This window comes from Pseudomonas sp. RA_105y_Pfl2_P56 (assembly GCF_963970845.1).
GTDB lineage: Bacteria > Pseudomonadota > Gammaproteobacteria > Pseudomonadales > Pseudomonadaceae > Aquipseudomonas > Aquipseudomonas baetica_A.
Genome location: NZ_CAXAPL010000003.1, coordinates 34,087 through 52,536, shown reverse-complemented (window position 1 = coordinate 52,536; position 18,450 = coordinate 34,087). Strand labels below are relative to the sequence as shown.

The 18,450-nt window shown below is 59.2% G+C and carries 19 protein-coding genes, 4 tRNA genes and 1 pseudogene; 11 read left to right on the top strand and 13 right to left on the bottom strand.

The annotated features are described in order from the left end of the window. Window positions 1-278: 278 nt before the first annotated feature. From AACY11_RS03145 to AACY11_RS28295, 6 genes and pseudogenes are all read left to right on the top strand, one after another. Window positions 279-354: transfer RNA gene (locus AACY11_RS03145), tRNA-Asn, on the top strand. A 9-nt stretch (window positions 355-363) separates the two neighbouring features. Beyond that, a tRNA-Pro gene (locus AACY11_RS03140) sits at window positions 364-440 on the top strand. 5 nt (window positions 441-445) lie between these two features. Further along, window positions 446-521: transfer RNA gene (locus AACY11_RS03135), tRNA-Lys, on the top strand. A 98-nt stretch (window positions 522-619) separates the two neighbouring features. Next, window positions 620-696: transfer RNA gene (locus AACY11_RS03130), tRNA-Pro, on the top strand. A 162-nt stretch (window positions 697-858) separates the two neighbouring features. Beyond that, a pseudogene (locus AACY11_RS28300) lies at window positions 859-1,629 on the top strand (MCP four helix bundle domain-containing protein); the annotation flags it as partial. Then, complete coding sequence (locus tag AACY11_RS28295) at window positions 1,621-2,484, top strand: methyl-accepting chemotaxis protein (RefSeq protein WP_445261972.1); 864 nt, start codon at window positions 1,621-1,623, stop codon at window positions 2,482-2,484. The pseudogene AACY11_RS28300 and the gene AACY11_RS28295, both read left to right, overlap by 9 nt. 166 nt (window positions 2,485-2,650) lie before the next feature. On the opposite strand, the gene AACY11_RS03120 is transcribed toward AACY11_RS28295, so the two are convergent. The 4 genes from AACY11_RS03120 to AACY11_RS03105 all read right to left on the bottom strand — a co-directional run bounded on the left by AACY11_RS03120 (window position 2,651) and on the right by AACY11_RS03105 (window position 5,388). After that, window positions 2,651-3,949 (bottom strand): NAD(P)/FAD-dependent oxidoreductase, encoded by a 1,299-nt coding sequence (locus tag AACY11_RS03120; protein ID WP_339493850.1) that lies wholly within the window; start codon window positions 3,947-3,949, stop codon window positions 2,651-2,653. Between the two features lie 63 nt (window positions 3,950-4,012). Next, complete coding sequence (locus AACY11_RS03115; RefSeq protein WP_007909875.1) at window positions 4,013-4,186, bottom strand: DUF3094 domain-containing protein; 174 nt, start codon at window positions 4,184-4,186, stop codon at window positions 4,013-4,015. A 51-nt stretch (window positions 4,187-4,237) separates the two neighbouring features. Then, a complete protein-coding gene (locus AACY11_RS03110) occupies window positions 4,238-4,765 on the bottom strand; it encodes an MOSC domain-containing protein (protein WP_339493849.1) in 528 nt (175 codons plus the stop codon). Beyond that, the gene (locus AACY11_RS03105) at window positions 4,762-5,388 is read right to left on the bottom strand and encodes a DUF1780 domain-containing protein (protein ID WP_003228301.1); all 627 of its coding nucleotides are present in this window, start codon (window positions 5,386-5,388) and stop codon (window positions 4,762-4,764) included. Before AACY11_RS03105 ends, AACY11_RS03110 begins: the two co-directional genes overlap by 4 nt. A gap of 130 nt (window positions 5,389-5,518) precedes the next feature. Here AACY11_RS03105 and AACY11_RS03100 point away from each other — a divergent pair, with 130 nt between their 5' ends. The 3 genes from AACY11_RS03100 (at window position 5,519) to AACY11_RS03090 (ending at window position 6,953) form a co-directional block, all read left to right on the top strand. After that, window positions 5,519-5,986 (top strand): FAD/FMN-containing dehydrogenase, encoded by a 468-nt coding sequence (locus tag AACY11_RS03100; protein WP_339493848.1) that lies wholly within the window; start codon window positions 5,519-5,521, stop codon window positions 5,984-5,986. Then, entirely contained in the window at window positions 5,983-6,672 is a 690-nt protein-coding gene (locus AACY11_RS03095; RefSeq protein ID WP_339493847.1) for an energy-coupling factor ABC transporter permease, read from the top strand. Before AACY11_RS03100 ends, AACY11_RS03095 begins: the two co-directional genes overlap by 4 nt. A gap of 65 nt (window positions 6,673-6,737) precedes the next feature. Next, window positions 6,738-6,953: a hypothetical protein gene (locus tag AACY11_RS03090; protein WP_339432783.1), complete on the top strand. Its 216-nt coding sequence runs from the start codon at window positions 6,738-6,740 to the stop codon at window positions 6,951-6,953. A gap of 6 nt (window positions 6,954-6,959) precedes the next feature. On the opposite strand, the gene yacG is transcribed toward AACY11_RS03090, so the two are convergent. The 5 genes from yacG to pilB are packed head-to-tail and all read right to left on the bottom strand — an operon-like array spanning window position 6,960 to window position 11,571. After that, entirely contained in the window at window positions 6,960-7,160 is a 201-nt protein-coding gene (gene yacG / locus AACY11_RS03085; protein WP_221733559.1) for a DNA gyrase inhibitor YacG, read from the bottom strand. After that, window positions 7,157-7,780 (bottom strand): dephospho-CoA kinase, encoded by a 624-nt coding sequence (gene coaE, locus AACY11_RS03080; protein WP_339493846.1) that lies wholly within the window; start codon window positions 7,778-7,780, stop codon window positions 7,157-7,159. Before coaE ends, yacG begins: the two co-directional genes overlap by 4 nt. Then, a complete protein-coding gene (locus AACY11_RS03075) occupies window positions 7,777-8,649 on the bottom strand; it encodes a prepilin peptidase (RefSeq protein ID WP_339466283.1) in 873 nt (290 codons plus the stop codon). The genes coaE and AACY11_RS03075 overlap by 4 nt, the downstream gene beginning before the upstream one ends. Window position 8,650: 1 nt before the next feature. Further along, window positions 8,651-9,868: a type II secretion system F family protein gene (locus tag AACY11_RS03070; RefSeq protein WP_339432786.1), complete on the bottom strand. Its 1,218-nt coding sequence runs from the start codon at window positions 9,866-9,868 to the stop codon at window positions 8,651-8,653. Window positions 9,869-9,870: 2 nt separating this feature from the next. Beyond that, window positions 9,871-11,571 carry a type IV-A pilus assembly ATPase PilB gene (gene pilB, locus AACY11_RS03065; protein ID WP_339432787.1) on the bottom strand — a complete coding sequence of 567 codons (1,701 nt, stop codon included), beginning with the start codon at window positions 11,569-11,571 and terminating at the stop codon, window positions 9,871-9,873. 226 nt (window positions 11,572-11,797) lie between these two features. Here pilB and AACY11_RS03060 point away from each other — a divergent pair, with 226 nt between their 5' ends. Both AACY11_RS03060 and AACY11_RS03055 read left to right on the top strand, forming a co-directional pair. Beyond that, window positions 11,798-12,238 (top strand): pilin, encoded by a 441-nt coding sequence (locus tag AACY11_RS03060; RefSeq protein ID WP_339432788.1) that lies wholly within the window; start codon window positions 11,798-11,800, stop codon window positions 12,236-12,238. Window positions 12,239-12,535: 297 nt separating this feature from the next. After that, window positions 12,536-12,892: a BON domain-containing protein gene (locus AACY11_RS03055; protein ID WP_339493845.1), complete on the top strand. Its 357-nt coding sequence runs from the start codon at window positions 12,536-12,538 to the stop codon at window positions 12,890-12,892. A gap of 180 nt (window positions 12,893-13,072) precedes the next feature. Here the strand turns inward: AACY11_RS03055 and AACY11_RS03050 are convergent, their stop codons facing one another. From AACY11_RS03050 to AACY11_RS03035, 4 genes are all read right to left on the bottom strand, one after another. Beyond that, on the bottom strand, window positions 13,073-13,369 hold the full coding sequence (locus tag AACY11_RS03050; protein ID WP_339466290.1) for a DUF2845 domain-containing protein: 297 nt from the start codon (window positions 13,367-13,369) through the stop codon (window positions 13,073-13,075). Then, complete coding sequence (locus tag AACY11_RS03045; protein ID WP_339493844.1) at window positions 13,369-16,320, bottom strand: DUF748 domain-containing protein; 2,952 nt, start codon at window positions 16,318-16,320, stop codon at window positions 13,369-13,371. The genes AACY11_RS03050 and AACY11_RS03045 overlap by 1 nt, the downstream gene beginning before the upstream one ends. Window positions 16,321-16,414: 94 nt before the next feature. Further along, window positions 16,415-17,431, bottom strand: a complete 1,017-nt coding sequence (locus tag AACY11_RS03040) for a class I SAM-dependent rRNA methyltransferase (RefSeq protein WP_339466287.1) — start codon at window positions 17,429-17,431, stop codon at window positions 16,415-16,417. 103 nt (window positions 17,432-17,534) lie between these two features. Beyond that, window positions 17,535-18,404, bottom strand: a complete 870-nt coding sequence (locus AACY11_RS03035) for an oxygenase MpaB family protein (RefSeq protein ID WP_339432792.1) — start codon at window positions 18,402-18,404, stop codon at window positions 17,535-17,537. Window positions 18,405-18,450 lie beyond the last annotated feature (46 nt).

Here is an 18,450-nt window from a genome sequence, read left to right as displayed (position 1 = left end):
TAAGGAAGGCCTCGCTTTGCGAGGCCTTTTTTTCGCCAGGCTGTTGAACTCAAAGGAAAAGGCTTGTAAAGTGCGCCCCGCAGTCAGTCACCCACAAGGTTTCAGCTCACTGAGCAGAAATCTGAAATAAGTTGCAAATCATTAACTTGAAAGCGATTTAGGGGGTTGACAGAGGTGATCTAGGTTGTAGAATAGCGCGCCTCAGACACACGAACGCAGCGATGCGAACAAGGGTCTAAGAGCTGTAAGTTTCACCGTTGTAAATTGAAATATGTAGTTCCGTGATAGCTCAGTCGGTAGAGCAAATGACTGTTAATCATTGGGTCCCAGGTTCGAGTCCTGGTCACGGAGCCAATTTCAAACCGGGGTATAGCGCAGTCCGGTAGCGCGCCTGCTTTGGGAGCAGGATGTCAGGAGTTCGAATCCCCTTACCCCGACCATTTTTGGGTCGTTAGCTCAGTTGGTAGAGCAGTTGGCTTTTAACCAATTGGTCGTAGGTTCGAATCCCACACGACCCACCATTTTTGAAACCAGTTAGCGCTGGGATCGAATCTTAAGATCAGAGGCCAAAAGCGCTGATCGAAGAAGGCGATCTTTGAAAGGATCGCCTTTTTTTTACCGGGGTATAGCGCAGTCCGGTAGCGCGCCTGCTTTGGGAGCAGGATGTCAGGAGTTCGAATCCCCTTACCCCGACCATATTAAAAATCCTCGTATCGAAAGATACGGGGATTTTTTTTGCCTTCACGAAAGACAAATCCCTTCAAGTCATCGTACAACTTGCCGATAGCTCGCTAACAAGAGGGGCTGCCATTGCTTTGCCCCTTGATTCTGACCACTACAAGAATAAGGGCGCTCGTCATGTTGCTTCGTCAGTTGAATATTGCTCCTCGAGCAGCATTGGGCTTTGCCCTGATCGCGGTACTGGTGGCATTGCTTGGGGTGTTTGCGCTCGGACAGATGTCGAGTATTCGCGACAGTGAGGTTGCGGTAGAAAATCAGTGGTTGCCGAGTATTCGTGGCGGGGACGAAATTCGCGAGCTGATGTTGCGTATTCGCACCATTTCTTTGCGCATGGCGCTGGATCAGGATCCGAAGAACATCGCCACTTACCGCGGCCAGATGGACATCCGTGACAAAGAGTTGAGCGAGAAAATCGCCGCCTACGACAAACTGGTCACCACCCCTGAAGGCCAGCAGATCTATGAGCAGTTCAAAAAGACCTTCGCGGCTTACCGTAACGGCATTGCACAATCCTTCACCTTTGCAGAACAGGGCAAGCGGGACGAGTTGACCAAGCTGCTGCTGGTCGATATGAAAACCGTGGTCGACGGCTCCGGCAAACAACTCAATGACCTGGCGGATCTGTTCGCCAAACAAGTTGCCGTCGAAAGCCAGAACTCTGCAGCGCACTATGAAGCGTCGCGAATGATCGTTAGCGTGTTCATCGCTCTGGCGGCACTGGCGACCGTTGCGTTGGCGATGTTGCTCACCCGCAGCATCGTGCGCCCGCTAAGTAGCGCCGTCAGCGCCGCGGAGAGTGTGGCGCAAGGGGACCTGACCCGCCCCATCGAGACCCACGGCAACGACGAAGTCAGCCGCTTGCTCAAAGCGTTGGCGACCATGCAGCAGAACCTGCGCGAAACCCTGCAAGGGATCAGCGGTTCGGCCACGCAGTTAGCGACCGCTGCCGACGAGCTCAGTGCGGTGACGCTCGACAGCACACAAGGCCTGCAACAGCAAAACAACGAAATTGAGCAGGCAGCGACGGCTGTGAATGAGATGACCACGGCCGTGGAAGAGGTTGCACGCAACGCGGTGTCGACGTCTGACGCCACCCGGCAATCCAGTGAATCGGCGCATCTGGGGCAAGAGCGGGTCAGTGAAACTGCCAGTGCCATCAATGCGCTGGTCGGCGATGTGCAACACACGGGGGATCTGGTGCTGTCATTGGCCAACCAATCGCAGGACATTGGCAAAGTGCTGGACGTGATCCGGGCGATTGCTGAGCAGACCAACCTGCTGGCGCTCAATGCGGCCATTGAGGCGGCACGGGCAGGCGAGAGCGGTAGAGGTTTTGCTGTCGTCGCCGATGAGGTGCGAGCGCTGGCTTATCGTACGCAGCAATCGACCCAAGAGATCGAGCAGATGGTGCAAGGCATGCGCAACGGTTCGAGCCTGGCGCTCGATTCGATGCAGGCCAGTGCCGCGAGAGCCACGACCACGCTGACATTGGCTGAGCGTGCGGGTGAGGCGCTACAAACCATCACGTCTTCGGTGCATGAGATCCATGAGCGCAACCTGGTGATTGCCAGTGCCGCCGAAGAACAGGCTCAGGTGGCGCGGGAGGTGGATCGCAACCTGGTGAATATTCGCGACCTTTCTGTACGTTCCGCTGCCGGAGCCGACCAGACCAGCGCTGCCAGTCATGAGTTGTCGCAACTGGCCAATGCCTTGCAGGGCATGGTGCGGCGATTCCAGTTGTAAGTTGGCCGGCGCAAAGAACGGTGGTGAGCTCAGTCAGGCACCTCATCTTTCGCTCAACACGAACCCCGTGGGAGCGTGCTTGCTCGCGAAAGCGGTCTATTAGCCAGCACATTGGCCGACTGATCCACTGCCTTCGCGAGCATGCCCGCTCCCACAGGTTTTTACATCAATGCAGTTTCAGGCGAGGCTCGGTCCCGCGGCCAATCTTGCTGCCCAGCATCAGCATCGCCGTGCGAAACGGCCCGTACAGCGCCATCTGGTGCATGCGATACAGCGACACGTAAAACATCCGCGCCAGCCAGCCTTCGAGCATCACGCTGCCGGTCAGATTGCCCATCAAGTTACCCACAGCCGAAAAACGCGACAGCGAGATCAGCGAGCCGTAGTCGGTGTATTTGTACTCCGGCAGGGTCTTGCCTTCGATGCGCAGTTTCAGCGATTTGGCCAGCAGCGACGCTTGTTGGTGCGCGGCTTGCGCGCGTGGCGGTACGTTGCGGTCGGAGCCCGGTTGCGGGCACGCGGCGCAGTCACCGAAGGCGAAGATGTTCTCGTCGCGGGTGGTCTGCAGGGTTGGCAGCACCTGCAGTTGATTGATGCGATTGGTTTCCAGGCCGTCGATGTCCTTGAGGAAGCCCGGTGCACGAATGCCGGCTGCCCAGACTTTCAGGCTGGCGTTGATCACGTTGCCGTCGGCGGTGATCAGGCTGTCCGCCGTCACTTCGCTGACTGCGGCGTTGGTCATCACATTGACCCCGAGTTTCTCCAGGGTCTTGTGCACTGGCCCGCTGATGCGTTCCGGCAGGGCCGGCAACACCCGTGGCCCAGCCTCGATCAGGGTGATGTGCATGTTTTCCGGTTTGATCCGGTCCAGCCCGTAGGCTGCCAGTTCATGGGCGGCGTTGTGCAGTTCTGCCGCCAGTTCGACGCCCGTGGCGCCAGCGCCGACGATCGCCACGCTGATCTGCTCGACCACATCGGTTTGCCCGGCATGCGCACGCAAATAGTGGTTGAGCAGTTGCTGGTGGAAACGCTCGGCTTGTTTGCGGGTGTCGAGGAACAGGCAGTGCTGCGCTGCGCCCTCAGTGCCGAAATCGTTGGTGGTGCTGCCGACGCTGATCACCAGCGTGTCGTACTGCACTTCGCGCGCCGGTACGAGTTCGATGCCGTTTTCGTCGTAGGTCGCGGCCAGCTGGATTTTCTTCTGTGTGCGATCAAGCCCGCTCATGCGGCCCAACTGGAACTCGAAGTGGTTCCATTTGGCTTGGGCGACATAGTTGAGTTCGTCTTCGGAAGAGTTCAGCGATCCGGCGGCCACTTCGTGCAACAGCGGTTTCCAGATGTGCGTCAGGTTCGCGTCGACCAGCATCACACTGGCCGTGCCGCGCTTGCCCAGCGTCTTACCCAGACGGGTAGCCAACTCCAGACCGCCGGCGCCGCCGCCGACAATAACAATACGATGGGACATGGGGATAACTCGCAAGGTTTTTAAAGGAAATCGGTGCGGTTACCCGAGCGAGCGCGATGCAGCTCATAGCGTCAGGTAACTGATAAATCGGCTCAGCAGGCCCAGACCAATGGTCACTGCCAATACCAGCACCAGGAGCATCCACGGCCGGAAAGGCCGGCGCTCGACTCGGTGTTGGGACAGTTGCAGGTACTCTTCGACATGTTTCTGGTCTTCGGGGTTCAGGCGGCTGGTCATAATGGCCTCGTCAGATAGACGTTGCTGAATGTGCAGAAGCTACAGCGGTTTTCAACCGGGGTTGAACGCAGCATAGCCGCTGTCCGGAACAGGTTCGACGGACACGCCATCGTCGAGGCGAATGATTCCGCTTTGTAACACTCGTGCGGTGATACCGCCATGCCCGCGCACCGCTTGAAAGGTGCCCGGGCCGAGGTTGGTCTGCAGGCGCGCGCAGGGCTGGCACCAGCCAGTGGTTTCGAAAATCGCCTGACCCATGCGAAAACGCCGACCCTTGAGGCTGAACAGGTTGATCCCGCTGATAACGAGATTGCGCCGAAGATCTTCAGGCTTGACCGGTTGCTCCGCCGGGCGGCCCATCAAGGCACTGATCACCGCCAGGTGCTCCCACTGGATCAACGTCACCTGCCGCGCGTTGCGGATGCCGGGGCGAGCGTGATCGCCAGTCAGTCCGGCCTCCAGTCGCGCTTCCACGACATCGAGTTCGATCATCGGCTCACGGGATTCCGGTCGCACGCCGATCCAGCGCACACGGCCGGTTTGCGGTACGTCGGCGATCAATTGTTGAAGTGGCGTCACAGGCTGATTCCTACGTCGAAAACGATGCTACGGCCCAGGTTGCTGCGCAGAAAATCCGGAGCATCGGGGTGCGCGAACAGCACGCGGGCGAATGTCGGGCCGACGAGGGACAACGAGCGCCAGCCTTGGCGCAAATATTCGGTGGGGGGCGGAAAGTGGCTGTTGAGGTCCAGAACCTCACGCTTGAGGCTGGCGAAAGCGATGATGTCCAGTTCGCCCAGATCCATGCCGCGCTCCTTGTAGTTGTGGGCTTTCTTGCGCAAGGTCGGCGCCAGTCTGAGCAGAAATTCATTGGCTGGAATTCGTCGCGGCTTGGCCTCCCGGCGCACCAGTTGGCTGAGGGAGAACGCACTGCGCCGACGCTGCAATTCATCGCGCCATTCATCGTTGAGTCGCCGGCCTTCATCCAGAACGAAGAACACCTCGAAATTGGCATCACGAAACAGCACGTCCGGTGGTTCGCCGGCCGGGGCGAACTCGTCGGCGCGGTAGGGAATGTTGAGGCCTTGCAGCAGGCGCTGGCAAACCCAACGCTCACGCTCCCATTTGCGGGCATTGGACAGGAACGCGTTGGCTTGCTCGGCCGCGATGGTCAGCAGGCGTAAATAATCTGAGTCATCCATAGGCCCAAGCTTAGCGTTCAAATGCGACAAGCAGAAAGCCTTGCGTGGCAAAGTGCGTCAGTGGGCAGTCTGGATGGGCGGTGTAGACTGACGGAAATCGTCCATTGAACGTAAACCGAGGGGATTGAACGTGAAATCACGCTGGTTACTGTTGTTCGCTCTTGTTCCGCTGTTGGCTCATGCGCTCGATACCGGCGAGCAACTCGCCCCCTGGACGTTGCTGGATCAGAACGATCAGGCATACACGCTCGACAACACAACCACGACGCTGCTGGTGGCCCGGGACATGGAGGGCGCCAAACTGATCAAGGAGGCGTTGAAGGATCAGCCCAAGGGCTATCTGGAGGCGCGTCACGCGGTATTCGTTGCCGACATCCAGCGTATGCCGACGCTGATTGCCAGGATGTTCGCTGTGCCCGCCATGCGTGACTACAGCTATCGGGTCATGCTCGATCGCGAGGGTCGGGTTGCGTCACGCTATCCCGGCGCAGAGGGTCAGGTGTTGTGGCTGCAACTCAAGGATCGCCGATTGCTTGAACAGCATGAATATGCCAACGCCGCCGGACTGCGCGAGGCACTGGAGAACGCGCGGCCATGATCGGCGCCGAGGTGCTGTCCACTGGAAGCCTGGTACTGGGCTGGCTGATTTATTTGCCGGTGCTGCTCTGGGCGATCTTTCGCGCACCTTGGGTCGAATTGTTCAGCGATCGCCGCCGTCAGCATTTGCTGTTCGGCACCGTGTTCGCGCTGTTTCTGTTGTGGCTGGTGCGCAGGGATTTTGACACGGGAGTGTCTTATCACTTCATCGGCATGACGGCAGTGACGTTGCTGTTGGACTGGCCGCTGGCGGTTGTCGGCGGGCTAGTGGCGCAAGCCGGCCTGGTGCTGCTCGGACGTCAGGACCTCGCAGCGCTTGGGGTCAACGGCGCATTGTTCATAGTGCTGCCCGTGCTGGTCACTGAGTGCGTGGCGATCCTCGTCGAGCGTGCGCAGCCGCGTAATCCATTTGTTTACATCTTCTGTTCCGGGTTTCTGGCGGCTGCGTTGTCGGCGTTGATGTGCCTGCTGTTCAGTCTGACGTTGCTCTGGTATGACGGCCTCTTTGCCATGCCAGAGTGGCTGGAGGACTTCATTGGCTACGTGTGGCTGATCATCTTTCCCGAAGCATTCATCAACGGCATGGTCATCAGTGCGCTGGTGGTGTTCTGCCCGGAATGGCTGGAGACATTCAACCGCACCCGCTACCTTTCGGCGCCGTGGAAGGACGACGATCCCAAATCTTGATCCATATCAAACCCGCCACACGCGGGAAATTTCATGCTCGTGCAAATCCCTTCAGGAGCAGCAGCATGAGTGTTTACGAGTGGGCAAGACAGGAGACCCGGCAGAGTCTGGAGATGGCGCAGGAGGTGGGGTTCGATCCGGGTTTGAGCCTGCGCGCCTTGCTCAGCGCAGTGGTGCAACAGAGCAAGACCGTGCGCAACGCCGAAGACCTGGCCGACGAGTTGCGCTTTTTGGCGCAGAACCTCGACGACGATCAGGACTACGGTTTCATGCGGCCCTGAGCGGGATCAGTGACGCGGGTCGAAGTCGCCGGAAAACAGTTCATCTTCGGCATCCGGGGCGACCGGAATCTTGTGTTCTTCGGATGCCCAGGCGCCGAGGTCGATCAGTTTGCAGCGATCGGAACAGAACGGCCGAAACGTGTTCTCAGGCGTGAATTCAACGGGCGCGCCGCAAGTTGGGCATTCTACGGTTGGGATCTGGCTCATGATTGGCCTCCACTTAAAGTCAGGTAAAAGTCATGCAGACGCTCGACCTCGCTGTGCAGCCAGACGAGGTCGCGGTCGTTGACCACCACGTCGTCGGCACGGCTCACGCGGTCTTCGCGGCTCGACTGGGCCTTGAGGATCGCCTGGACCTGCTGTTCGCTGGTCTGGTCACGCTGCAAGGTGCGTTCGATTTGCAGTTGTTGCGGGGCGTCGATCACCAGAATGCGCTGAGTCATCGCGTATTGCCCGGATTCGATCAACAACGGCGAAACCAGAATCGCGTAGGGCGATTTTGCCAGCGCTAGATGATGGGCGATTTCCTCGGCGATCAACGGATGGAGCAGGGATTCGAGCCAGCGGCGTTCTTCGGGGACTTCGAAGATCAGCTTGCGCAGGGCGGCGCGATCCAGCGTTCCATCAGCCTGCAGCACGCCTGCCCCGAAGTGCTCGGCGATCTTGGCCAGCGCCGGGCGCCCCGGTTCAACCACCCAGCGCGCTGCGTGATCGGCGTCGACCACATGGATGCCGAGGTCGATGAAGTGCTGCGCCGCGGCGCTTTTACCGCTGCCGATGCCACCGGTCAGGCCGAGAATCCAGGGTTTTTCCACAGGGGTATTCATTTCAAACCGACAAACTGCCAATAGAAGTCGGTTATTTGACCACCCCAGAGCAAGGCAATCCAGCCGGCAATTGCCAGATAGGGGCCGAAGGGGATCGGCGTCGAGGTTTTCTGCTGACGCAGACGCAGCAAAATCACGCCGATGATTGCGCCCACCAGCGATGACAGCAGAATTGTCAGCGGCAGAATCTGCCAGCCCCCCCACGCTCCGAGCAACGCCAACAGCTTGAAATCACCGTGACCGATACCGTCCTTGCCGGTGATCAGCTTGAACAGCCAGAACACCGACCACAGCGCCATATACCCGGCCACCGCGCCCCACAGTGCGTCGTGCAACGGCACGAACAGCCCGAAGCTGTTGACGATCAACCCAAGCCACAGCAGCGGAAGTACCAGCACATCGGGCAGCAATTGGTGCTCGGTGTCGATCAGACTCATCGCCAGCAAGCCCCAGGTCAGAAAGATCAACAGGCACGCCGGCCAGCCAAAACCCAGATGCCAGGCGATGAACGCCGAGAGCAGGCCGCAGGCCAGTTCGGTCAGCGGATAGCGTTTGCTGATCGGCGCGGCGCACGCAGAACAGCGTCCGCGCAGCCACAGATAGCTGAGCAGCGGAATGTTCTCCCACGGGCGAATTCGATGAGCGCAATGCGGGCACTCGGAGTGAGGCAGCATGAGGTTGTAGGCCGGCCGTGACGTTTCGCCGGGCAGGCCAAGTACATCCTGAGCCTGCTGGCGCCAATCACGCTCGAGCATTTTCGGCAGGCGCCAGATCAGCACATTGAGGAAGCTGCCGACCACCAGCCCGAGCAGCAGCGCAGTGAAAACAAAGGCCGGCGGATACAGGGCAAACAGTTCGTCGATAGGCATGTCAGATCGCTGAGCCGAGTTGGAAAATTGGCAAGTACATGGCCACCACCAGACCGCCGACGATTACCCCGAGCACCACCATGATGAACGGCTCCATGAGGCTGGTGAGGTTGTCGACCATGTTGTCCACTTCGTCCTCGTAAAACCCCGCGACCTTGGCGAGCATGTCGTCCAGTGCGCCGGACTCTTCGCCGATCGCCGTCATCTGCACCGCCATGCTTGGAAAGACGCCCGTGGCGCGCATCGAAAAATTCAGCTGCATGCCGGTAGAAACATCCTGGCGGATCCGCAGCACCGCACGCTTGAACACCACGTTGCCGGTGGCACCTGCCACCGATTCGAGGGCTTCCACCAGCGGCACACCGGCAGCGAATGTGGTTGACAGGGTTCGGGCGAAACGCGCAACGGCGGATTTGTACATCATCGTGCCGACCAAGGGCAGCTTCAGCAGCCAGGTGTCTCGACGGTCACGCAAACCCTGGGATTTTTTCAGCGCATGGCGGGTGCCGAACACCGCCGCCACCAGTGCGCCGAGTACCGCCCACCACCATTGCTGCATGAATTCCGAGAGGCTGATCACCATCAGGGTGAAGGCCGGCAGTTCGGCGCCGAAGCCTGCGAACACCGACTGAAATTGCGGTACCACCTTCACCAGCAGGATCCCGGTCACGACCCCAGCTACCAGCACCACGGCAGTCGGATAGGTCATGGCCTTCTTGATCTTGGCTTTCAGGCTTTCGCTTTTTTCTTTATAGGTCGCGACGCGTTCGAGCAAGGTGTCGAGGGCGCCGGACTGCTCGCCGGCGTCTACCAGGTTGCAATACAACTCGTCAAAATATTGCGGCTTTTTGCGCAGGGCGTTGGCGAAACTGTTGCCCGCAGCGACTTCCTGTTTCACGTCGTCGACCAGTTTGCGCATGGCCGGGTTTTCAAAGCCCTCGCCGATGATGTCGAACGACTGCAGCAGAGGGACGCCGGCCTTCATCATGGTTGCCATTTGCCGGGTGAACAGGGCGATGTCCCGGGCCTTGATGCGGTTGCCGAAACTCAGCAGGACAGCTGATTTCTTGCGCACCTTACCGGGGTTGATACCTTGCTTGCGCAATTGCGCCTTGATCAGCGCGGGATTCTGTCCACTCAATTCGCCAGTGATCTTGCTGCCTTTCCTGTCCGTGCCTTCCCAGGCGTAGACGCTGATTTTCGCTGCCTTGCCCGCCATGTTCAGTCCTTGGTGACCCGGTTGATTTCTTCAAGGCTGGTGATGCCTTGCATGGCCTTGTGCAAGCCTGAGGTGCGCAGGTCGTCGAAGCCGTCACGGCGCATCTGGCTGTCGATTTCCAGCGAGTTGCCTTCGGCCATGATCAGCCGTTGCAGTTCCGGTGTGTTTTTCACCACTTCATAAATCCCCACACGCCCCTTGTAACCGCCGTTGCAATGATCGCAACCGACCGGCTCGTAGATCGTGAAACTGCCAATGCGTTCCTCGGGGAAGCCTTCCTTGATCAGCGTTTCGCGCGGGATCTCGATGGGTTTCTTGCAGTGGCTGCACAACTTGCGCGCCAGCCGTTGCGCGATGATCAGGCTGACCGAGGTGGCGATGTTGAAACCGGGGATGCCCATGTTGTGCAGGCGGGTCAGGGTTTCGGCTGCGCTGTTGGTGTGCAGCGTGGACAACACGAGGTGGCCGGTTTGCGCTGCCTTGATCGCGATTTCGGCGGTTTCCAGATCGCGGATCTCGCCGACCATGATCACGTCCGGGTCCTGGCGCAGAAACGAACGCAATGCCTGAGCAAAGTCGAGCCCTTGTTTGGGGTTGACGTTGACCTGATTGATGCCTTCCATGTTGATCTCCACCGGGTCTTCGGCGGTGGAAATATTGATGTCGACGGTGTTGAGGATGTTCAGGCCGGTATACAGCGATACGGTTTTACCCGAGCCGGTAGGGCCGGTGACCAGAATCATCCCTTGCGGCTGTTTGAGCGCGGCCATGTACAGGTCTTTTTGCGCTGGCTCATAGCCCAGGGCATCGATCCCGATCTGCGCGCTGGACGGGTCGAGAATCCGGATCACCACTTTTTCGCCCCACAGAGTGGGCAGGGTGTTGACCCGGAAATCGATCGATTTGCTTTTCGACAGGCGCATTTTGATTCGCCCGTCCTGGGGTTTGCGACGCTCCGAGATATCGAGGCTGGCCATGACTTTCAGGCGTGCGGCGATGCGCCCGGCCAGTTGAATGGGTGGTTTGGCCACTTCGCGCAGAATGCCGTCGGTGCGTACCCGTACCCGATAGGTTTTCTCGTAGGGCTCGAAGTGCAAGTCGGAAGAGCCGCTCTTGATCGCATCGAGCAGCATTTTGTGGACGAAACGCACCACTGGCGCATCGTCGACATCGAGTCCGCCGATGGCGTCCTGATTGCTGTCGTCGATGGCTTCGACATCGAGACCGTCGAGATCGACATCGGCCATGTCTTCAAGGCCTGAGGTGTGGGTGTCGAAGAATTTTTCGATGGCGTCGGTGAGCTTGTCGTCCTCCACCAGAATGGCTTCGGTGCTCAGGCCGGTGCTGAACTGGATGTCATTGATCGCTTGATGATTGCTCGGGTCGCAAATGCCCACGAACAGTTTGTTGCCGCGACGCCACAAGGGCAGGGCGTGGTGCTGGCGCACCAGTTTTTCACTGACCAGATCTTTGGGCTGGGTTTCCAAGTCCAGGCAATTGAGATCAAGGAACGCCATGCCGAAGTGCTCCGAGGCGATCTCGGCCACCTGAGCGCTTTTCAGCAGTTTGTTCTGTACCAGATAAGTGACCAGCGACAGCCTGTCGCGCTGGGCCTGTTGCCAGGCTTGCTGGGCGCTTTTTTCCGTCAGCAGTTCGGCCTGCACCAATTGCTTGGCCAGACCGCTCAGAGCGATGTCATTCATGGGGATTCCGCGCACTTGCCGTTCATGACTTATAGCCTAGTCAAGTGACAGCGCCAAACACGGCCCATGCAGGTGACAAAAAGTGTCAGATAGTGCGGTTACAGGTTGTAGGAAACCGCGCCGCCCGCTGCTCGCGCCCAGTCAGCAGGGCTTTATGGCGATTGGCATGGGCTATGCTCGGTCCTTCTCAGATCATGAGATTTCGACTCATGCATGGAGCGTGTCTATGAAAAAACAACAAGGTTTTACGCTGATCGAACTGCTGATCGTGGTGGCGATCATCGGGATTCTGGCGACCATCGCGTTGCCGCAGTATTCGAAATATCAGGCACGGTCGAAAGTGACGGCGGGGTTGGCGGAAATCAGTGCTCTGAAAGTCCCTTTTGAAGACACCATCAATCAAGGTACTGATCCGTCACTGACGAACGTCGCCGGCAGTGCCACGGCCACCACCTCCAACTGCACGCTGGCCGCTTCGGGTACAGCGTCCACAGGCGCTGGCACCATCACCTGTACTTTGGTGAACGCGCCAGGGCCCGTGTTGGGTAAAACCATCACATTGACCCGCACTGGCGCTGCAACGGGCAGTACCTCTGGCACTTGGAGTTGTGCGTCCACGGTCAATCCCGACTACGCGCCTAAAGGTTGCCCGGGCAGCGGTGCCTGAGGCGTTCAACGGCGTCACGGAATGCCCCGCACAGCGGGGCATTTTTCATGGCGCGGCGCTTTATAAAAGCCTCAATAATTTCAGCATCTTAGGAACTTTTCCAAAAGCCGCAACTTGCATGTGCATATTGCGCAAGTCATGCAATTTGCATGAATCCGAAAATTTGCCTTAATTGTAAGCTATTGATTCATATCGTTTTTATTGCTTCATGAAAGTTGGCACAGCGTTCGCAATATCTCCAGTAACCCTGCTGACAAGACATCCAGCAGACTTTCCAGAAAAACAGGAGTTACTCGTATGAAGAAGTTCGCTATCACTGCCGCTGCTGCTACCGCGCTGACCCTGACCATGTCCTGCGGTGCATTCGCACAATCCACCCAGGCTACTCAGGCACCCATGACGCTGGCTGCCGGTGAAATGACCAAGGCTAAAGAAGTTACTTCCGATACCTGGATCACTACCAAAGTGAAAAGCGATCTGGTGACCGAAAAAGGCATCCCAGGCACCGACATCAAAGTTGAAACCAACAAAGGCGTCGTTTCCCTGTCCTCCACTGTTGCAGTGACCGATGCTCAAAAAGAAATGGCTGTGAGCATCACCAAGAAAATCACAGGCGTCAAAGCGGTGTCCGCTGACGGCCTGAAAGCCGAGTAAGGCAAAGGCTTCTCGCCTGGACCGGGAGAAGGCGCGACAGACGGGCCGAGCCATACGTCTGTCGCCACTTTAGAGTTCATGCGACTGGTCACATGGATGTGACCATTACAGGCCCCGACACTTGTGTCGGGGCCTGTTCTATTTCGCGGTGCCACAAAAAACAACTGCGGGGGGCTGGGGTTAATGCCCGCGTTCGCTGTTGATCTGGCGCAGGCGGTTGCCCTCAAAGTGCAGGTATTGGTACATGCCGTTGTTCGGGCCGTAAGTCCATTCCTCGACCTGAAACTCTTCGCGGCGATTGGCGCTGCGCTTGTAGCCCAACAGGTCACGATTGACCGGCTCACCGCACTTGTGAAGTACTTCGCTTGCGCGGTCACCGATGCTGACCAGTTGGCTGCCGCAGCGCAGCGTATCGGACGCCCAAGTGTTTCCGGCAATGAGTGTCAGGGCCATCGCGGCCAGCCATTGTCGCTTCATCATTCGGCATCCAGGTGCATTTGCGTGACCACTCGACCGTCGCTTTGTGCCTCGCCAAGGTTGGCGTCGATGAAGTACACGCGGTCGTCCGCCAACTGGCCCTTGTCCACCAGATAATCCTTGATGCTGCTGGCGCGATCCTGGCCCAACTGGCGCAGCAACACATCGCTGCCGCTCCAGAACTTGATCACGCCTTCGCGCATTTTCGCGGTGCGCTCTTCCTTGCCCAGATCCTTCCATTGAGCCGGTGGCTGGGTTTTCAGGCGGGTGCGGTAGATGCCTTCAAGCAGCGGGCCTTTCTCGCCATCGGGGACGTTGATCAAGGACGCTTGGGCCGGGACTTTGTCGCCACGACGCTGGAGCATCTTGTAGTAGTTGTACTGGTATTCACGCTCCAGACGCTGTTCGGCAAGCAATGGGCCGTCGCTGCTTTTCGCGGCGGTGCCTTCGATTTCCAGGCGCAGGGCCGGACGCTCCTTCAGCGCTTGTGACAGCTTGATCAGCGCCGCTTCAGCGTCCTTGTTCAGTTCGCTGGAGCCGGGGGCAAAGGACACGGTGCCGAGGTCTTGCGAACCACCGCCGCTGACCAGCCCGCCGATCAGTTTGAACGGCGCAGCGGCGGCTTTGACGATCAGGTTGCGCAGGGTCTGCCAGACAATCGGCATCACGCTGAACTGCGGGTTGTTCAAGTCGCCCGTTACCGGCAATTCAATGGAGATCTTGCCGTCGACGTCCTTGAGCAAGGCAATCGCCAGTTTCAGCGGCAGGCTCACGGCGTCGGGACTGTCGACTTTCTCGCCTAGCTGCAACTGTTCGACCACCACTTTGTTCTCGGCTTTCAACTGGCCTTTGGTGATCAGGTAATGCAGGTCGAGATTGAGGCGGCCCTTGCGGATGCGGTAACCGGCGAACTTGCCGGAGTAGGGCGTCAGCGTGGTCAGTTCAACCCGTTGGAAACGGGTGGCGATGTCGAGGCTGGCCATCGGGTCGAATGGGTTGACCGCGCCCTTGATGGTCACTGGCGCATAGCGGTCGACCTTGCCCTTGATGTCGACGCTGGCTGGTTTCGCCTCGCGACTGTCGATGGTGCCGATCTGGCCGTTGAGTTGCTGGACGGCGGTGGCGAAGTTCGGGGTCAGGCTGAAGTCGGCGAAGTTGGCCGAGCCGTCATTGATGGCGATGGCGCCGATGTGAATGCCCAGCGGTTTGTCTTTGCTGACCGGTTTGGCTGCTGCGGTTTTGGCGCCACTGTCGGCAGGCTGCGGGATCAGCAAGTCATCGATGTTGGTGGTGCGGTCATCGTTGATCATGAACCGCACATACGGTTGGAACAGATTGACCTTGTCGATCGACAGGCTGTCGCCGTGCTGATAGTTCAGGCCCTCGACGACCACTTGCTGCCACTTGAGGAAATCGCGGGTTTTCAGGGTGTCCAGGGTGTGCAGTTGATCGATCTGGGCGCGCCCCGTGACGCTGAGTGCCAAAGGCTCGGTGCTCTTGAGGTTGACCTTCAAGTCACTGCCGAGCATGCCGCTACGCAGTTCCAGGCGAATGAACGGGTTGATGTAGGACTGCGCGACACGCAGGTCGATGTCCCGGGTTTTCACGTTGAGCTGGGCAGTGACCGGGGCGAGGTTGACCACGCCGTCGGCCATGATCTTGCCTTGCTTGCCCAGTCCGGTGTCGAGTTTGACCTTGAAAGGCGAGCCGTTGAGGCTGTCGAAATCCTGCAGGTCCGCGTTCAGCGGGCCGACGTCCAGCGCCACCGGTGGATTGGCCGAGCGGTCGGCCAGATGCACTTGGTAGTTGCGCAATTGCACGTCTTTGAGCAGCACTTGCCACGGCTTGCTCGGTGCGCTGGGTTCGGGTTTCGGCGAGTCGGCGGCGGCCGGGGTAGCCTTGGGTTCGGCGGCAGCTTGGGCGGCAGGTTTCGACGGTTGACTGGCAAACAGTTTCTGCCAGTCCAGTTGGCCGTCGGCTTCAAGGGCGGCCCAGGTTTCGAGTTTCTGGCTGCGGATCTTGCCGACCACCACCTGCTGTTTGGCCAGATCGACCGTGGTTTCGCTGACATCGAGGCGTTCGAGTTTCGCCAGCGGGCGTCCGTCCGGCGCTTTGATCGCGAATGGCGCAATGCTCACCGCGACATTGTTGAGCAGCAATTCGGTTTCTTTCGACAGATTGAGTTTGTAGTCGGTACTGAGGCTGACCACGCCGTTTTCCAATACCAACGGCACCGCGTCCCGCACATAGGGCCAGAAGGATTTCATCTGGCCATCGGTGACTTTCAATGTGCCTTGGGAGGTGAATGGAATCAGGCTGAGGTTGCCTTTCCAGTCGATTTGCCCACCGGCCGGGCCAGCGGCCACCAGTGTCATGTCGGCGTTGTCTTCGGGCAGGGTGCTGAGGTTTTTCAGTTCGAAGTCGAGTTTGTCGTAGAGAAATTCGATGGGCTCGCTGGGCCGCGCGTCTTCAAAGTGGACATAGCCGTCGGCCAGCTTGATTCGTTCTATGCGCAGTGGAAACGGCTTGGCATCTGGATCTGCCGGAGTCGGTTCGCTGGCGGGAATGTTGAATAACCCAAGCAGATTGAGCGTGCCGTCCTTGGCGAAGAGGATTTCGGTCTTGGGCTTGTCGAGTTCGATGTCGGACAGGTGCAGCGCTTTTGTCCACAGGCTGTCGAGTTGCAGGTTGGCATACAGGCGCTCGAAGCCGACCTGTTCCTTGCCCGGTTCGCCGATGCCCAACCCCCACAGGGTGACCTCAAGGCTGAACGGATTGAGTTCGATGCGCTGAATATGCGCAGGCACCGTCGCGTAGTTGGCCAGTTGCTGATTGGCCACGCGCAGGGCGATGCCCGGCAAAATCAGAAACCCCAGCAGGCTGTAGAGGGCCAGGGCGGTCAACAAGGCGCCAATCGCGCGAATCAATCCTTTGTGCATGTGCGGCTTCATCTGTCTGAATCGGAGTGCCTTGGAGTATGGCACGCGATTCTGGTTCCGAAGTGCTCACGCCTTGCAGTAAGTGTCTGAAAGTTGTGAGTGAGGCTCAGAATTGCAGGATCAGCGTTTTCAATGGCGGCTGTTGATCCTGCGACGGAAAGTCCCGGCCCGGGGTCATTGCGCTCCATTCACGCACCGGGCGCCCGGCCTTTTCGGCGCAGCGCAAAACCTGTTCGCGCCAGTCGTCCATGCTGACTTTTGCCAGGTTGTTGCAGCAGATCAGCACGCCGTTGTCGGCGGTGGTCAGCAGGGCCGGTTTGAGCAGGCTTTGGTAGTCGCGCAGCAGGTCGACGGTGCCGAACGCGCTCTTGGCCCAGGCCGGTGGATCGAGCAGCACCAGATCGTATTGGCGCTGTTCGAGGCGCTGATAGCTGGGCAGTTTCTGCCCTCGGCGCTGACTGATCGGCAGGCCGGCGAGTTGACGGATCGCCGGGAAGTAATCGGACTGGATGAATTGCATCGTCGGCAATGTCGGGTTGAGCAGGCCGTTTTCGCGACCGACCGCCAGATTGCCTTCGGCGAAGTCCAGATTGCACACCTCACTCGCGCCACCGGCAGCGGCACTGAGGCCAACGCCACAGGTGTAGGCAAACAGGTTGAGGACGGATTTGCCTTTGGCGTGATCCTTGACCCAGCCACGGGTGTTGCGCAGGTCGAGGAACAGCAGCGGATCCTGCCCGGCGTGACGTCCGCGGACGCGATAGTTCAGGCCCCATTCATGACCGACCAGATCGATCAGCGCGGCGTCGTCAGCGCGGTAGACAGGGTCTTGGCGGTCGATACGCGAGTTGCCACGGGAGCGGTCGTTGTAGACCAGCAGCGTCTCAAGGCCCAGGGTTTGATTGACCATGGCGTGCAGTTGCAGCAGATCGTCACGCTCCAGCGTCTGGTGGAAGCTTTGCACCAGCAATTGCGGGCCGTAGCGGTCGATGGTCAGGCCGCCGGCGCCTTCCTGGCTGCCGTGGAACAGCCGATAGCAATCGGTGCCCTGGCTGTGCAACTCAGCGAGCAGGTCCTGGCGTTGATCGAGGGCGGCGCGCAGCGCCTGATTCAAGGAAGACATGCGGGCGCCTTGCTGGAGGGAATTGGGGCGCGGGAGTTTAGCAGTTACTGGGGGGGAAGCTACGAGCTACGAGCTATGAGCTTGCAGCTTATCGCTCTGAGCGTCAGCTGAGCCCCATCCGTCGTTTGGCCCGCTGCACCGAACCATTGCGCATCGCCCAGCGCAGCATCGGCGCGCTGCGCTTGACGCTGGCGCGGATCAGTTGCCGTTGCAGCGGATTCTGCCGGACATTGAGCATGTCGCTGGCCCAGTCCGGCAGCAGGTCGATACCGGCCTTCATCATCAGATCGCCAAACGGGCGGGCCAGAGCGCTCGGCGCTGGCGCGTCGAGCAGCAGGCGCAGGACTTCACGGCTGCGTTCATCACACAACAACTGCGGGCGCATGCGTTGCAGGTAGTGCGCCACAGCTTCTCGCGATTTCGGCACATCCCGGGCGCCAAGGCGCTCAGCAATCACCGCGATTTCGGCGTAATAACGATCCTGATCCGCCAGCGACAATTGCGGATTGCGGTAACGCACATGCGCGGCAAGGAAGTTGCTGACTTCTGCCACATGCACCCACGTCAGCAGATCGGGATCGCTGGCCGCGTAAGGCCGGCCATCGGGCGCGGTGCCGACCACTTGCAGGTGAATGGTGCGCACTTTCTCGATCAGCCAGTCGGCGTCCCGGCGCGAACCGAAGGTCGTGCCGGAAACGAATTGACTGGTGCGGCGCAAGCGCCCGAGCATGTCTTCTCGAAAGTTCGAGTGATCCCACACCCCGGCCAGGGCCAGCGGATGCAGTGCTTGCAGCAACAACGCGCTGATGCCGCCGATCAGCATGCTGCTGAAGTCGCCGTGCACCTGCCAACTGATTGAGTCGGGACCGAACAGGCCGGGATCGCCCTTGGGGTTTTCCAGATCGAGCTGACCGAGAGACAGACCGGTCAGGCTCATGAGTTGGTTTTCGATACGGCGGCGGATGAATTCCATGACCACTCATTGATAAAGGGCGGGCGCGCTCGGGTGACCGCGCCCG